Annotated in this window: 12 protein-coding genes; 4 read left to right on the top strand and 8 right to left on the bottom strand. The window is 58.0% G+C overall.

Annotation, left to right across the window (positions count from 1 at the left end):
- Nucleotides 1-894 precede the first annotated feature (894 nt).
- On the top strand, nucleotides 895-2,886 hold the full coding sequence (locus Pan181_RS01375; RefSeq protein ID WP_197528783.1) for a TonB-dependent receptor plug domain-containing protein: 1,992 nt from the start codon (nucleotides 895-897) through the stop codon (nucleotides 2,884-2,886).
- Here Pan181_RS01375 and Pan181_RS01370 read toward each other — a convergent pair.
- The 6 genes from Pan181_RS01370 to Pan181_RS01345 form a co-directional block, all read right to left on the bottom strand.
- Nucleotides 2,849-3,790 carry an IS5 family transposase gene (locus Pan181_RS01370; RefSeq protein WP_145244898.1) on the bottom strand — a complete coding sequence of 314 codons (942 nt, stop codon included), beginning with the start codon at nucleotides 3,788-3,790 and terminating at the stop codon, nucleotides 2,849-2,851. The two genes, Pan181_RS01375 and Pan181_RS01370, sit on opposite strands and share 38 nt — an antisense overlap.
- Nucleotides 3,791-4,035: 245 nt before the next feature.
- Nucleotides 4,036-4,575 (bottom strand): nucleotidyltransferase family protein, encoded by a 540-nt coding sequence (locus tag Pan181_RS01365; RefSeq protein WP_231943720.1) that lies wholly within the window; start codon nucleotides 4,573-4,575, stop codon nucleotides 4,036-4,038.
- Nucleotides 4,576-4,738: 163 nt separating this feature from the next.
- Complete coding sequence (locus Pan181_RS01360; RefSeq protein WP_145245131.1) at nucleotides 4,739-5,851, bottom strand: TIGR03032 family protein; 1,113 nt, start codon at nucleotides 5,849-5,851, stop codon at nucleotides 4,739-4,741.
- An 87-nt stretch (nucleotides 5,852-5,938) separates the two neighbouring features.
- Nucleotides 5,939-6,442: a hypothetical protein gene (locus tag Pan181_RS01355; protein WP_231943719.1), complete on the bottom strand. Its 504-nt coding sequence runs from the start codon at nucleotides 6,440-6,442 to the stop codon at nucleotides 5,939-5,941.
- 54 nt (nucleotides 6,443-6,496) lie between these two features.
- A complete protein-coding gene (locus Pan181_RS01350) occupies nucleotides 6,497-7,030 on the bottom strand; it encodes a hypothetical protein (protein WP_145245130.1) in 534 nt (177 codons plus the stop codon).
- Complete coding sequence (locus Pan181_RS01345) at nucleotides 7,027-8,535, bottom strand: FMN-binding glutamate synthase family protein (protein ID WP_145245129.1); 1,509 nt, start codon at nucleotides 8,533-8,535, stop codon at nucleotides 7,027-7,029. The genes Pan181_RS01350 and Pan181_RS01345 overlap by 4 nt, the downstream gene beginning before the upstream one ends.
- 470 nt (nucleotides 8,536-9,005) lie before the next feature.
- Between Pan181_RS01345 and Pan181_RS01340 the strand changes: the two genes are divergently transcribed.
- The 3 genes from Pan181_RS01340 to Pan181_RS01330 all read left to right on the top strand — a co-directional run bounded on the left by Pan181_RS01340 (nucleotide 9,006) and on the right by Pan181_RS01330 (nucleotide 12,954).
- Complete coding sequence (locus Pan181_RS01340) at nucleotides 9,006-10,127, top strand: YncE family protein (RefSeq protein WP_145245128.1); 1,122 nt, start codon at nucleotides 9,006-9,008, stop codon at nucleotides 10,125-10,127.
- 37 nt (nucleotides 10,128-10,164) lie between these two features.
- Complete coding sequence (locus Pan181_RS01335) at nucleotides 10,165-11,355, top strand: ankyrin repeat domain-containing protein (RefSeq protein ID WP_145245127.1); 1,191 nt, start codon at nucleotides 10,165-10,167, stop codon at nucleotides 11,353-11,355.
- Nucleotides 11,356-11,700: 345 nt separating this feature from the next.
- Nucleotides 11,701-12,954 carry an IS4 family transposase gene (locus Pan181_RS01330; RefSeq protein ID WP_197528324.1) on the top strand — a complete coding sequence of 418 codons (1,254 nt, stop codon included), beginning with the start codon at nucleotides 11,701-11,703 and terminating at the stop codon, nucleotides 12,952-12,954.
- Between the two features lie 925 nt (nucleotides 12,955-13,879).
- Here Pan181_RS01330 and Pan181_RS01325 read toward each other — a convergent pair.
- Both Pan181_RS01325 and Pan181_RS01320 read right to left on the bottom strand, forming a co-directional pair.
- Nucleotides 13,880-14,536 carry a hypothetical protein gene (locus Pan181_RS01325; RefSeq protein ID WP_145245125.1) on the bottom strand — a complete coding sequence of 219 codons (657 nt, stop codon included), beginning with the start codon at nucleotides 14,534-14,536 and terminating at the stop codon, nucleotides 13,880-13,882.
- A gap of 3 nt (nucleotides 14,537-14,539) precedes the next feature.
- The gene (locus Pan181_RS01320; protein WP_145245124.1) at nucleotides 14,540-15,529 is read right to left on the bottom strand and encodes a hypothetical protein; all 990 of its coding nucleotides are present in this window, start codon (nucleotides 15,527-15,529) and stop codon (nucleotides 14,540-14,542) included.
- Between the last annotated feature and the right edge of the window lie 307 nt (nucleotides 15,530-15,836).

Below are 15,836 nucleotides of genomic sequence, written 5' to 3'. Positions count from 1 at the left end.
TGTCAGCATCGACACGCAGGCGAAGGTTTGCCGGCGTGGGCGTTCGCTGCTGCGCGGTTGGTAAAGCTGTAGGCTCTAAGCTGTAAGCGGTAGGCTGAGATCCTTCGGGTCGCTGGAAGCTCCCCGCAGGATGACATTCCGCAATCCGCAATCCCAAATCCCCAATCGAGTCCCCTCTCAGAATAGTTTCCCATGGGTGGGAATCTATTTTGGGCAACTATCGCGGAGGTGTTGATGCAACTCGCTACTGACAAACGACTTGCGATTGATTCCCACTGCGAAAATAGATTCCCACTCGATGCGTTTTGGGAAAGGGGAATCTATTCGGGCGCGAAAACCACTGGTTTTGCAGAGTGGGCGAGGATTCAATTTTCCCATCGGTGGGAAAATTGGGAATCTATTTGCCCAGCGTTGGGAATCTATTCGGGGTGGTGGGAATCTATTTCGCCTGGGCTGGGGAGATTGGCCCCCTCAAGAGTAGTTGCGGAAGTGAGTGAAGTAGAGAGCAGCCCGAAAGGCCAACCCAAACAGGGGATACCAAACGCCGGCTCGTGTTCAACGGACCATGGCGACGCCTGTTTGCGAGGTCGAACCATTGAAATAGCCAGCTCACAGGTCTTAAAAAGCTCGCTAGCTGCGACTCACTGGCCGGCCTATCCGTTCGGCAAGCATTGCTAGCACGTTTCGGTTTCCTGAATGACGATTGTGCCGGTTATTTCGCTCGTGGCGGTTTCCATTGGTTGGTCCGGCGGTTAATCCCATCCCTATTGTGGGCAACAACAGTCGATGTACTCGGTGAGGGCAGCGATGAGCAAGGGTAGGAATCCCGTGCTTCGACCTGGGCATTTACTTCCCGGGAAGACCCTCTTCGACCGTTCAAGGAGGGCAGACTGGATGTTGGTTCGTCGACCAAGATGGTGCGGGATACTCGGCTGTAGCTTGCTACTGCTGGCGATGCCTGCATGGGGTCAGGCTCCAGGGCCGATGCCCCCCTCGTCGACTGCCGATGTTGCCGAGTCGGAGGAGTCGGCCGACGACGAGTCTACTGCGGAGGGAGATCTCGACAACCTGCTCGACATGGACCTCGCCGACCTCGGCAACGTGCAGGTCAAAGAGAGCGTAGCGACGTTCAGCGATCCGGTAGTCGAAGGTGTTTCGCGAACCAGCGAGAAGTCTTCGACCGCGCCCGGCGTGGTGCAGGTGATCACCGCCGAACAAATCCGCGCGTACGGCGGTAAGACCCTTCGCGAAGTACTCGAACGGGCGACCAGTGTATGGACTCCCAACTCGATCTATGCACCGAACAACGTGACCTCGATTCGTGGCGACCTGTTTGGCCATTACGATACGCACGTGCTGATCTTGCTCAACAATCGCCCCTTCAAAGATACCGCCCAAGGCGGCATGAGCATGGCGATCTACAATTCGTTTCCTATCGAGATGCTCGACCGCATCGAGATCATCCGTGGCCCTGGTTCGGTGCTGTATGGAACCAATGCTTACGCGGGGGTGATCAACCTGGTGACCAAGTCGAGCGAAACCGCCAAGACCGGCGGCAATGCCCTGGCGGGTTCCGACGATACGCAGCGGTACGGGCTGACCGTTGCGTCGGGGGAGAAAGACCATAGTTTGTACGTGGGAGCAATGACCCTGAACGACGGCGGGTACGACTTCGCTGGGGTCGACGAAGCCTTGCAGCCCTTCTCGAAGAAGTTCGGCCAGAACAACGTGGGAGTGATCAGCAGCCTGCGACATGGCAACTGGAGCTTCGACACGTTCTACGGACAAACCGAACAAGGTGGCGTCGGCTTGCCGACGGGCGAGGCGCTTCCTTATGGTTTCTATACGGCGGTGCGTGCGTTTGCCGACGTTGGTTATCGCTTGGGAGACGACGAACTGTCGCTCGAAACCCACTTTACCTACAACTACAGCGATCAGAGTTCGCTGGGGACACCGTCAGTTCTATTCCACTTCAAGTCTCACGACTACCTGGTGGAACCGATCCTGCGAGCCCAACTCACCGAACGCTTAAACTGGATGGCTGGCGGAACGTTTGAAGTGCGCCAAGGCACGATCTTCGAGGATTACTCGAAGACCTGGTACAGCGCATACACGCAGCTCACCTACGACGCGACCGACTGGCTCACCCTCACCGGCGGGGTGCAAGGCAACATGCCAGGCACGCTGCCTGGTGGCGTTGCCCCGCGTGCCGGTGCGATCGTCACACTCACGGACCTATGGACCGCCAAGCTGCTGTACGGGCACGCGTTCCGCTCTCCTTCGGCGATCGAGACCGACTTCGACAGCCCGCCGGTACTCGCGGGCAATCCGAACCTGGCACCTGAGACGATCGACACGTACGAGATTCAGTTCGTGCGATCGAATGAACACTCGCGACTGGCCGGCACCTACTTTCTAAGCCAGTACGAGAGCATCATCGCCCGCGACACTTCGGGCATTCCGATCACGTACGAAAACACCGGTGGCCTCGAGGTGCAAGGGGTCGAGCTGGAGAGCAGCGTCAAGGCTTCTAGCTGCTGGCAGCTTGTCGGCTCGGTGACTTGGCAGCAAAACATCTCCGACGAAGGAGTGGCCAACACCACGCTGGTGCCGAACTGGATGGCCAAGGTCGGCGTGGCCTACGACAACGGGCTGGTGGGCTTCGGGTTGTTCGACTCGTACTTCAGCGCCCCAGCGTCGGTGACCATCATCAACCCGGCGGCCGACATCGTGAACCCGATACCGACCGAGTACCATTCGATGAGCTTGAACACGCGAGTCGACCTCGGCCGCTTGTGCGGGTACCGCAGCGATGTCGTCGAATGGCAATTCTTGATGGCCTTGTTGACTAACTCCACTCGAACTGTGGAAGCCCGAGTTGGGTGAATTGATTGATGATTTTACAGCGCAAGCGGGCTTCCGTTTGTTGGTTTTCGAATACTCGGTTTTTGAGATGGCTCCCAAAGCTTTGTTTCACTCGGTACATGGTCGTTTCCGCCAAGCTTCTACGATGATAGCCCACTTCCTCTTTCCAACTCCTACGCCCCTTGCGTCGAATCTGACGAATTGCCTCGTCCCGGGGCAAAGGCTCCTCCGCAGAGTTGCCATGTTGTTTGATCTTGGCGTTGTGCTGCGGCGGAATCACCGGCTCAATGCCTTCGGATTCCAGCCCTTCATAAACCTTCCACTTGTCGTAACTACCGTCGCCGTGAAACTTTTTTACGGGCTGCTCCACCTGCTCCAGCATTTCGGGAACCGCATCGGCATCGTGGCAACTGTTCTCGGTCAAAATCTCCGCCACAATCTCGCGGGTGTCAGGATTCACCGACAAATGCAGCTTCCGCCATGTCCGCCGCTTCGACTTGCCATGCGTCCGCATCTTCCATTCGCCCTCGCCAAACACTTTCATGCCGGTGCTATCCACCACGATATCGATGTCGCCCCTCTTGTTAGCGATATCGAGCGAAACATTCAGCTTGCTGGCTCGCTTGGCGAGCGAAGAATAATTGGGAATCGCTGCCTCGACGCCCAACATCGCCACCAGCGAGCGGCCGAATCCCTCAGTCTGCCGATAGGGAAGTTTCAGCAGTTCGCGAATCGTCAGCAAGCACTCGATCGCCGTATCGCTGAAGACAAAAGGGCGACCGACTTTTGTCTGGTCGTTAGGATGTTCCCAGTTCTCCAACGCCTCGTCGCTAAACCAAATAGTGATGTTTCCACGCTCGATGAGCGACTTGTTATACTCCTTCCAGTTCGTGACTTTGTAGGTTCGTTTTTCTTTCGTAGCCATGTTCGATCTCCGTAAAAAAGGTACGTGGTTCCATTCCACGTTAGTTTTTACGGAGGTTTGTGACTAATTGTTCAACAAGGCCATTCTTGATCCAGAACCTGCTCGACGAAGAGATCTACCACCCCGAGTTTTCCCGGCACCAAATCAACTCGCTCCCCGCCTACGGCGGCCGGCGGATCTACACGGGTATTTCGATTGAGTATTAGTGAGTTGGAGTATCGACGTTTGATCACGCTTGAGTCATCTCAACCGTCGGGGTCATCAATCAGCATCTGCAATCGCTGTTGCAATTCAGGAACGAACCGTGGCAACCAGCTCTCGTCGATCAGTTCCACATCCAGCATGTCCCGCAAGTGCATGCGGTCTTTGTCGCGGAACGAGGTGAGCTTCATTCGCACGAGTGATTCGAGTGAGATCGTGCTGAGGTCCTTGATTCGCTCGCGCTCGTCGATACTGGGAACAGGAGCATGATAGTCGTCGCGGACCTTCTCACCAGCAAACACCACATGTACGGCATCGCGTGGTTTCGCGTCAGGACCATCCAAGAACATATCGACACTCTTCACGTGCCGATAAACGAACCCAACTGCTTCCAAGGCAACTTTGGCGGCTTCAAGATCACTGCGATTGATCACAATGTCGACATCGCGGGTATTTCGCACCGCGGTCTCATCGACCTGGGCTACCCAAATCTGCACCGCGTTTCCTCCCACCACAGCGTAGGGTATTCCGGCCTCGTCGAGAGCAGCCGAGACTCGCTTCAGCCGGTCCTTTACTTTGTCCACAGCACGCTCGATCCTTTCCCAAAGTTCGTCGCCCGTGTAACGGATACTAACCATGTTGGAATGAATATTGGTTGACTAGTGAACTGCGTGCGACCAACGGTCGTCACTTACCTCGCTACGTCTATGATAACACAGAATTCTGCTTATTGGTGCTTTCGTCGGCTCACTTCCCCTTCGGCGTTCTCCGCCAGTGGCGGCGGGTACCTTCGCATTCGGCCCAGACGTTGTAGCGCAGGGCGTCGAGTGCCAGCCCGAGGGCTGTGGGGCGGCGCACTTTGTGCAGGATGCCGACGTCGTATAGCTCGGCGATGCTCCCTTCGAGCTCCAGCGTATGGGCGATGTCGCCAGTCGTGAGATCGACCACCGCCAGGCCGGTGTAGCTGGTCATGTTGCGATTGGCGAGTTCGTCGTCGAGTGCTAGCCCGCCGAACTTGTTTTCGCGCCGCGGACGCGACAAGCCAACCACCGCGTAGTTGCCGACGAACGCCAACCCGCGGGCGTAGCCCGGCACGAACGCGACCGGCTCGAACCGCTCCGCGGCGAAGTCGATGTAGCCCAGGTACCCAGTGCCCGAGTTGCACAGCCATAAGCGTCCGTCGTGCCAGCGCGGCGAGTGCGGCATCGACAGCTCGGTCACAAGCGGCTCGTTGCTCTCGGTGTCCCAGAGCTGCCCGCCGAACATACGATGCGACTTCCACGCCCTCGTGACGTTGGTCGCCGCACAGAGCGTTACGTACTTCGGCCGCCCGTCGACCATCGCCAGTCCGTTGAGATGGCAACGGTCTTCGGCAGTCAATGTATCGATGAACGGCGGCCGCCAGAGCTCCCGGAAACTATCGGTGATGCTCAGCGTCGCCAGGCAGTTGAACAGCGTGGCGACGAACACCGGTTGGCCGTCCGCATCGATGGCGATGTCGTGCAGATCGAGATCGCCGGTGGTGGTTCCAACCCGCGGCACGAACAACCGGTCGTAGCCGGCCGCTTTCGCCCGCTGGTCGAACTGATGCTCCATGCGCCACACCTGATAGGCGGTGGCGAGCCACAGCGATTGGCCATCGGTCGACACGCCCATCGCCCGGCGGAAGCTCCGCTCGGCGATCGCCAGCTGCTGATTACCACTCAGCCCTAACAGCAGCAACTTGCCTACCTGATAGGTGGTAACCGCCAGGCTCACTTGCTGGTCGGCCATCCACTCGGTCCAGCCAGCCGAGGCCTGCGGCTGCCAGGTGCGTTGCGGGCGGGGGCAATCGGGGGTGTCGTCAACTTGGTCGTTCATTCGTCCAGTGTATCGGCTGAGAGCCAATCCCACAGCGGGGGACTCCCACGCGGTCCGCACAGCTATCGCAGACACCTCTACCGGAAACTACGTGTGCTTTTCGGCAAACGCTAGCTCCACCGCCCTGTCGAGGCGGTCGTGCAACACTTCCATCTGGTCGTTGCTCAGCCGCTGGCCAACCAGGCTCACCACGTGCAGACTGAACATCACGATCGCGCCCAGCGGAACGAGCAACAACGGCCAGGGCCGCACGTCGAGTGTGTAGAGCACGTAGCCATAGATGGCCGCAACGAACATCACAAACACCGCGGCGAAGTAGGCCATCATCACGCAGGTCCAGATCTCGGGCCTCGGCGAGAATCGGCAGTACAGCTCGGTCCCTTCGTCGGTGGGATACAACTGCACCGACAAATGCGGCGACCACATCCGCCGCTCGCTACGAGCGACTTTGAAATCCAGGCAGGGGCCCGCCGATTCGGCATGCCCAGCAAGCTCGGGCGATCGGATCGCTTGTCGCAATCGGCGGAGCGCTTCGTCGGGCGGCGCGGCGACGTTCACCCGGAACGCCGGTTGCATTTCGAGCAGTTTCATTGCCTGGTATCTTCAAGAGAGAGAGCGAAAAGGACTCCCGCAATTGTTGGCAACTTAGTACTCGTCCAGCAAGAGCAACAGCCGCGATTTGTTCGGTTTGTTCGGCAGCAAGTACACGCGCAGCACCCCTTTGGCGGTCCCCTGACGATAGCGAAAGCTGAACTGCGTTAGGCGAGCATAATCTCGGGTGCCGGGGATAAACTCGCCCCCTTGCGACTCGCCGATGATGTCGCACCCGGTTTCCTGAAGCTTCGCCTTGATGCGTTGATACCATTCCAGCATCACTTCTGTTTCCATCACATCGGTCGATGGTTCGCTTAGCGAGTAATCGGCCTGCAATTCGTAGCCGCCGCCAAAGACTTCGCTTGCGCCCTCCCCTGCTGCTCCGATGTCGAGCGTGTGCGACTTTGCCTGGCAGATGGCGGCGAGTTCAGCACGTGGATCAAAGCTCGCCAGGAACGACGTTTGCCCATACGGGCGGTTCTTGACGAACAACGCTACCACCGCTGCCACGGCTACCATGGCGATCAGAAGTTCGCGTGTCGAAAATTGCCATCGTGGCTTCTTGGGCGATTCCGGTTCGTTCAAATCATGACTCCAGTGTATTTGCCATTGGCCGCGGAGCCGCTGGTATCGATGCAGTCGGCCGCGTTACGCGTCATCAGCGAAGCGTCGAGGATATCGAACAGGTCGATCGTAATCTGCGACGGGTGGGCCACTCCGCAAGCGCGGCTCACTTCCATGATCTCTTTACGTAGCGACACAATGTAATTCGCAAATCGGTGCGACTTATCGCTCGGATTCAGCCCACTCATCAACCATTTATTCTGCGTAGCCACCCCCGCGGGGCAATGCCCGGTATGGCACCGCTGGGCCTGGATGCAGCCGATCGACAGCATCGCTTCGCGGCCGACGTTGATCATATCGCACCCCAAGCCAAAGGCAAACAAGGCCGACTCGGGAAAGCCCAGCTTGCCGGAGCCAATCATGATCAGCCGCTCGTCGATATTCGCTTCCTTCATCACCTTGAACACGCTACTCATGGCCGACTTAAATGGTAGTGCCACGTGGTCGGTAAACACCAGCGGCGCGGCCCCGGTGCCCCCTTCGCCGCCGTCGATGGTAATGAAGTCGACCCCGCGATCGGTGTCGACCATTTGCTGGGCCAGGTCGTGCCAGAAGCTCATCTGCCCTACCGCGCTTTTGATGCCGACCGGCAGCCCGGTTCCCTCGGCCAGCCGCTCGACGAAATCGAGCATGCTATCAACGTCGCGAAACTCTTTGTGTCCGCCAGGGCTGTTGCAATCGCGGCCCATGGGAATGCCACGGATCTCGGCAATCTCAGGGGTGATTTTCGCTGCTGGCAACAACCCGCCGCGGCCCGGCTTCGCGCCTTGGCTCAACTTGATTTCGATCGCCCGCACCGGGTTCGCCTGCGCGGTATCGACAAACTTCTGGAAGTCGAACCGCCCGTTCGTGTCGCGACAGCCAAAGTATCCAGTACCGATTTGCCACACGAGATCGGCCCCGTGCAGATGATGCTTCGAGATGCCTCCCTCGCCGGTGTTGTGCAGGCAGCTCGCGATGTGGGCGCCGCGATTCAAGGCTTCGACCGCCGCGCTCGACAGCGACCCGTAGCTCATCGCCGACAGATTGATCACCGACTCGGGGCGGAACGCATGCTTGCGGCCGCGGTGCTCGCCCATCACCTTCGCGCACGGAATGTTGTGCTGCGCGTCGAAATCGGCATCGCCAGGGCGAGGATCTTCCAGCGGGAACGCCGAGTGCCGAATGATCAGGTAGTTTGGCGTTTGCTCCAGGTCGTTATCGGTGCCGAAGCCAAAGTAGCTATTCTGCTTCTTGCTCGACGCGTACACCCACCGGCGTTCGTCGCGGCTGAACGGTCGCTCTTCGTTGTTACTGGTGACGATGTACTGCCGAAGCTCAGGGCCAATGGCCTCGAGCCAGTAGCGAAAGTGACCAATGATCGGAAAGTTGTGCAAGATCGCATGCTTGGTCTGCAGCAGGTCGTAAGCAACCCACAAGAGCAAGACCACCACGACGCCGATGCCAACCAGCCAGTACCAAGCCATCTCGACCTCACCCGTATATCAGGAATCGCACAAAAGAAGACAAGCCACGCGTATTTTGACGCATCGCACGTCGCCGGTAAACGGCAGCCTGCCCCAGCCAATCGCCGCGGCCAGTCCACGCGTCACCTGCCGGCAGCCGGATGCCCAAAGAAGCTCTGGCAAGCTGGTGTTTCCCCCATGGCCATCGCGATTCACGAGGAGCACGAAGCTCACCGCTCTGTCCCCGCCCACTTGAAAGTCTAGCTTGTTTTTTAGGACGAATCGCACCAGGAAGGGGATGGAATTGCCGCGAATTTGCCCGCCATGGGGTGCCAGCCTGCAAAGATTCGCAGACGCACGAGCAATAGTCTCTCAATTTTGCACGACTTTGATTTCATCACGTCGTTTTTGCGGGTCGATCGCAACTGGCCTATAATCGCGGCCAGCATCCACTGGACCAACGCCCGCTCCTCAGACGACAAGGCTTGCTCATGAAATCGCCATCGACGCTCCTGCTCGCTGTTTCGATGTTCGCCCTCATGTCTGCTGGCTCCGCGGTGCAGGGAGCAACCGAAATCCCCATCCTGCTGCCCGACCGGTTGGTCGCGACCGAATTGCCGGTGCATGACTTGGCTTACGACCCGGTGCGTCAGCAGCTTTATGCCAGCGTGCCTCGCGATGCAACGTCGCCGTACGCCAACACACTGACCTCCATCGACGTCGCGACCGGCAACGTGAGCAACTCGTACTTCCTCGGCAATCGTCCAACCGAGTTGGCCATCGCCGACAACGGGCAGTACCTTTACGCCAATCTGTTCGACGACCAAGAGACCGTGCAGTTCGATGTGGCATCGGGCACCATACGTGATCGGTACGATCCCTTCCCCAGCTCAACCTCACGCATTCTCGCCGAGGATCTCGAGGTGATGCCAGGCGATCCCAACACGGTGGCCGCTGCCCTGTATGCTCCCGGTTCTAGCCCCAGTGCGGTTGGGGTCGCGGTATGGAGCAACGGAGTGCGGCTACCTAACGTGACCTCCGGGCACAGCTCGGGCGCGAATCGCATTGAGTTCGGCGAAACACCCAATACACTGTATGGCTTCCATCACGACTCCACCGGATTTGGTTTCATTACGATGAACGTCGACGAAACCGGCGCGACCATTACCCAAGTCGACCAAGGACTCATCTACGGGTTTGGGGTGGACATCGAGTACGCCGCCGGACGGGTGATCGCATCCACCGGGCAAGTGGTCGACACCGCCACGCACACGTCGGCCGGTCGACTCCCCATGGGTGGCAATCTAGTTGCGTATGGCGATTACGCCTACGTACCGAACGGACAATACATCGACGTGTTCGACCTCGAGTCCCTCGAGCAGGTCGCCTCGCTGCTACTGGCCCGTCGCCCCCGTTACGGCAACGCCGAGTCGGTGTACCTTGCCGGCCCCAATCGATTGGCCATCGTCACCGATCAAGACTACGTGCTGATCGCCACCACCGGACTAGCCCCCGTGCCGGAGCCCCACGCGCTCGCACTCCTCGCCCCCGCAGCCTTGATGCTCTGGCAACTCCGCCGGAGCCGGCGAGGTGTTCGCACGAGACTGGGGTGAGCTATCCTTCACCAGCAGAGCACGACCGAGAGATTCGATGAGTACCTTCCACAAACACTTCTGGCCGCCCCTCACGCTGCTACTCGGCTTATTGACAAGCAATAACGCTGCCGCCCAAACCGACGAGGGAGCCCCCTCCCCTGCCAAGCCAACACCTGTTGCGCAAACGGACAACGAGTTACCCGACTGGGTGACACAACTGCCCGTCTCGATGAATGGCAAACTGCCTGAAGAAGGTGCTATCTTTTGGAAACCTGGAGTGGAGAAAGAACTCTGGCATACTGCTTTCAGTACCAGTGATGTCATTTGTGCGAGCATCCGCGAAAAGCTTAAAGCAGATCAGTATTTCGACGACCCGCAAGTGATTGCACTATGCGATGCGATCTTTGCGGCCGACATGCCGGCGATCAAGCGCCTGGTTGCTGGGGGTGTCGATGTAAAATGCGTCGGCAAGCGAGGAGCCACTCCGCTCTATTGGGCCTTCTTACTCGACACCGACCCCCGACCATTTGGGTACTTGCTAGACCATGGGGCCGATCCGAACGTGATTGCAACCATCGCAGATACTGCCAGAATGGGGCATTCTGTTTCCCATCTCACTGCTTTTGGAACCTACAATCGCTACTTCAAAGAGGTGTTTGAAGAAGGTGGCGATCCCAACCAGGTACTCAATCTAGGTAAGCAAGGTGGTACCGGGTGGACGACGCCCTTCATGCTGATCTATCACCAATGCCCCGACGCCCTGGAGCGTCTACAGCTCTTGATGGACAAAGGTGCCAAGTTAGATTTACGCCTGGAGGATGGTAGTACCTTTCTAAGCAAGAAGGCTCGCGAGGCCATCGAATCCGAGATGCAATGCCGGATGATCCTGAAGGTACTGGAAGCGGGAGCCGACTACACTTTCTACTACAAACAGACCGCTGGTAGATTCGACCCCAATCCCTTTGAGGGATGTTACTTCCGCCTGATTCACCTTCTCGCCTGGTCCGAACTGAAACCACAACTCGAAAAAGAAACCATCCACAAGTCCGAAGAATACCTGAAGCTCATCGCCTGGCTCGAGGCCCATGGGGAATCGATGGATGATGCGATCTATGATCTCGCCCACTGGAGAGAACTCATCGAACAGGGCCAAGCCGACCAGATCGAGAAAGAGCACCGAGCAAGGCTTGCCGAAGAACGGAAGTCCAAAGAACCGCTGCGGGTGAATCGGGAGAGTAGTCGGTAAGTACTCTGAGTATCTGCGTGAGATATTTTGCGTCCTCTCCTCTTCCGCATCGGCGGGGTGCTCTGCTCTGGCTTCCGCTTTCTGGGTGCCACTCTACGCCGTTAACCCTTTCTTTGCCTTAAAAAAGAGGTCTCGATGTAACAGCGTATTTCGGCCATCCTTTCAGTTGAACCAAGGAAGGGGCGGCCATCACTTACCCGAAGGGAATCGGGCATGTTACATCGAGACACTCAAGTGCGGCTGAATATCGTGTGCCTTCGGCAATGTTTGCGTTGGTTGTTGGCGGGAATCTGTTGGCGAACGATCCGCTTCCGCAACGACTGCAGTTGGACTCCTCGGTCACTAATGGCAGCCGCGCTGTTATGGGCCTGGTCGGACGAGCAGACTCTCACCGAGCGTTTTTTCGTTGTGCGTAAGATACTACTCTGCCTCGATAAAGAGCAACAGCAACTGGCCACTTCCTACCAAGCCTTCATAAAAATCCTTCGTCGCTGGACGAAGCCGCTCGCCGCGTTGTTGCAGTCAGTGCTGCAACAACGGATGCAAGCGACGCTGACCGATTGCTGGCTCACCGCGGGATACCTCGTATTCGCGGTCGATGGTAGTCGCCTTGAATTGCCTCGCACCCGCTCGCACGAACAAGCCTATTCGACGATTCGTCACGCACGACGGGTAAAGAACAGTCGCTACAAGAGACGGCAGGCCAAAGATGCGAAGAAAGTCAACTCGCCTCAACTCTGGCTCACAACGATGTGGCACATCGGTACGGGATTGCCGTGGGACTGGCGGGTCGGACCTGGTGACAGTAGCGAACGTGTCCACTTGCGGGAGATGCTCACTAGCTTGCCAGCCGGGGCTTTGATAACGGCCGATGGCGGATTCATGGGGTACGAAGGGCTGCAAGCGATTATCAAAAGTGGCCGACACGTCCTGCTGCGAGTGGGAGCCAATGTGCGGTTGCTGAAACAGCTTGGTTATGTACGGGAATGGACCGGCACGGTCTATCTATGGCCCGATCGGGAATCGAAGCGTGGCAACGAACCGCTCGTGTTGCGACTGGTGGTCGCTACGGATGGCAAGCAGCCGGTCTACCTGGTTACCAATATCCTTTCTCGGCGTGAATTGAGCGACAAGCAGGTGATTGCATTGTATGCACGTCGCTGGGGCATCGAACTATTCTATCGCCATCTCAAGCAGACCTTTCACCGTCGAAAACTCCTCTCTCGCGAAGCCGAGAACGCCAAGCTCGAAATCACCTGGTCGTTGTTCGGCTTATGGGCGATGTCGCTGTTCGCGTTGGTCGAAGCGATGAAGCAAGGCATCACACCAGCAAAGTTGAGTTTCGCCAAGCTGCTGTTGGCGTTTCGCCGCACGATGCGTGATTACCTGCATCCAACGGAGAAAAACGAACGCCTGTGCGAGAGGCTTCGCCAAGCCATCATCGACAGCTACAAGAGAGCAAACAAAACCAGCCGCAACTACCCACGAAAAAAACAAGCCAAACCGCCAGGAGTACCACAACTGCTCACTGCTACCAAGACACAGGCCCTGCGAGCAAAGCAAATCAAACCAGTACTACGAAAAGGGTTAACGGCGTAAGGTGCCACTGCTGGCTTGTCGCGGACGGACTTTACTTATCGTATGGCAGTAGCAACGGCACGATCATGATCCGCCACATTACCTAATCACCAGCAGTGGGTTGGATGCCTGGCGCGGCGTGCTGCGACACTCGAAGCACCAAGCCTCTCGACCTCTTGGGCTTCGCCCACCGACAACTGGGCGTGGTTCGTTTCGCCAAGTGGCAAAGCGTCGTGCGCCCAGCTGTCGGTGCTACCCGAATGCTCCGCGGGCCCTGAGTCTCTGCGTGAGAATATTTGCGTTCGCTCTTGCTCCGCATCGCTAGCCATCGCCTTCGGCTGCGGGCTAAACATTTTTTCTGACCTTCCCACTTTTCGCTGGGAATTGGCCACCCGTGGTGTTCTAATGGACACTCACGCTTGGTCCGTTGTTTGTGGTCAGTAGTCCGTTGCTGGAGAGCAAAATGGTTTAACAGTTTTTGAGTTCCAATGAATGCCAGCATCGACACGCAGGCGATTGGTTGCCAGCGTGGTTGTTCGCTGCTGCGCGGTTGGTGAAGCGATGGTGGGACTGCGTCGCTGGAAGCTTTATTGGCTCTAGACTTTAAGCTGCAAGCGGTAGGCTAGATCCTTCGTGTCGCTGGAAGCTCCCCGCAGGATCAAATTCCCCAATCCCCTGAAGCCCTGACCCCCGAATCCTGAATCCTCCCAAAAATAGTTTCCCATGGGTGGGAATCTATTTTGGGCGACTATCGCGGAGGTGTTGATGTAAATGCATACAGTTAAAGGACTTGCGATTGTTACCCACTGCGAAAATAGATTCCCACTCGATGCGTTTTGGGAAATGGGAATCTATTCGGGCGCGAAAACCACTGGTTTTGTAGAGCGGGCGGAGATTCAATTTTCCCATCGGTGGGTAAATTGGGAATCTATTCCTCCGACCACACTTACCGCTTCCCCTTTTCGCGGTATTTCGACAGGGAGTACCCGCGTACTCGGGTGGGGTCGGTTGCTTGGGCGAACGCGGCCGCTTGCAGTTGTTGGTACTCCTGCTGCGGCAAGCTGTCCCACGTTACCTGGCTCCACTTCTCGCTATCGCTTTTGTCTTTGTGGTACTTGCTTTGGAAAACGTCGATCGACTCCGGCAGTTCGACGACCAGCTCGACCGATTGGGTTACCGGGTTGTCGCGGGTCTTTCGCTGGGTGCCGTACGGGCGGAGGTCCATGCGGTACCGGCTGGCGATGTACTGCACGCCCATCTCTGGGAACTTCTCATTCGCGTCCTGTTTTTCTTCGGGGTGACCTTGATTGCTATACGTCTTCTTCACGCACAACCGCACCGGATAAGTATCGCCTTGCAGATTTGTTGGCTCCGGCACGTACAACACGGTCGTTCCATCGGGCACGTAGATTCGCTCGAGCGATTTGGGGACCTGCAAAACCGCCTGCTGGGTGATGGCTCCGTTCGTTACGTTCGGGGCGCTCGTCGGCAGCGCCTGGTAATCGGTTGGCAACGACTTACACCCACCAGCGAGCAGTAACGCGGCTACCCAGCCGACGGTGATCGTACGACGCAACGTAGCAACGCGGTTCGCAGCCTGCATGGCTTACTCCTTGGGGAGCGTGGGCTCCTGGGAAGGACTGGACTCCACGGGAAACTCCGGCCCCTCGGGCAGGATTCGCGCCACGGGATAGGGTGGCAGCACTTCCGTGGTGACGGGTTCGACCGGCGCGACAGCCGAGTCGTAGGGACTCGTTGCCGGAGCGTTGTCGAACTCCAAACTGGCGTAAGGAGATCCAGGTGCAGGCTCTGCTTGGGGAGGTGGCATCGGAAGGTCGGGCAACTCGCCCGGGTGGAACGGCTTGCTGGTGGTCATCTCAAAGTCTTGATACTCGTCGCCGAACCAGGAGAAGCCAATCGTGAAGAACAGGAAGTCCTCGTTGTAGTCTTGATTGCTAAACCAATAGCTGGCCGACACGGTAACGCGGCGGCGGTGGTCGATCCAGAAGTGGGCCCCGACCTCCGGGAACGCGGCGACCACAAACTCATGCTTGGCGGTCGCGGTGCCGACGATCGCAGCTCCGATCAGCTCTCCGCCGAGCGACGTTTCCTCCTCCTCCACCTCGGGGAAGTAGGTTTCCTCCTCGGGGAAGTAAGTATGGTCGCCAATGTCACGAAAGTCGCAGCCCGCCCAACCCAGGTAGCCACCCACGCCGGCGAACGGGGCGAAGCGGCTCGGCGGCTGCACCCTCGCGCTGGTGAGCAGTCCGGCCGAGTAGGGTCGCTTGCCGGATTCGTGCACCAAGCCCGACAGGCCGCCACGCAGCTCGAGCCACGGCTCGGGGTAGACGAAGCCTCCGACATCGATACCACCGGCGAACGGGTCGTCACGGCCGGCCAGGGCGACGTACTTGCCCCCTTTGTGCTTCACGTGCCGAGCGTCGACCGCCTGCTTGATGGTCTGCAGGGTGTCGTCGGAGTGCTCCGGGTACTTCTGCCGGTAGTCGGCATCGCGCTTGGCCCATCGCGATCCATGGCAGCCGGTCGTTGCGACCACCACCACGAACACCAGATGTAGTACGATGCACCAACGCATAGAGAACCCGAAAGAGAAGAGAGACGTCGGGCGGGAGCATAGCGATTCGGTTCCGCGCAAACCAGAGCGATTTGCTCAAGGGCCCCCAGATCTTGGGGTTACCCGTGGGCAGCCTGCGAGGATGTGGCAAGCAAGGCAATTGGTTTCGACTGCGCTAAGCAGAGCGGGGTGGATTTCATTCCAAAAACTTCCCGGGGGGCCTACGAGCCGCGGTAGACCCCACTTATTTACGTAAACCACTGCAATATAAAGACTTACAATCTTAACGATTGCTTCACGAAAGCAATGCTAGCATTTGAGAGATCGA

Source organism: Aeoliella mucimassa (genome assembly GCF_007748035.1).
GTDB lineage: Bacteria > Planctomycetota > Planctomycetia > Pirellulales > Lacipirellulaceae > Aeoliella > Aeoliella mucimassa.
The sequence above is the reverse complement of the archived record's forward strand: the minus strand, read 5'-3'. Positions and strand labels throughout refer to the sequence as shown.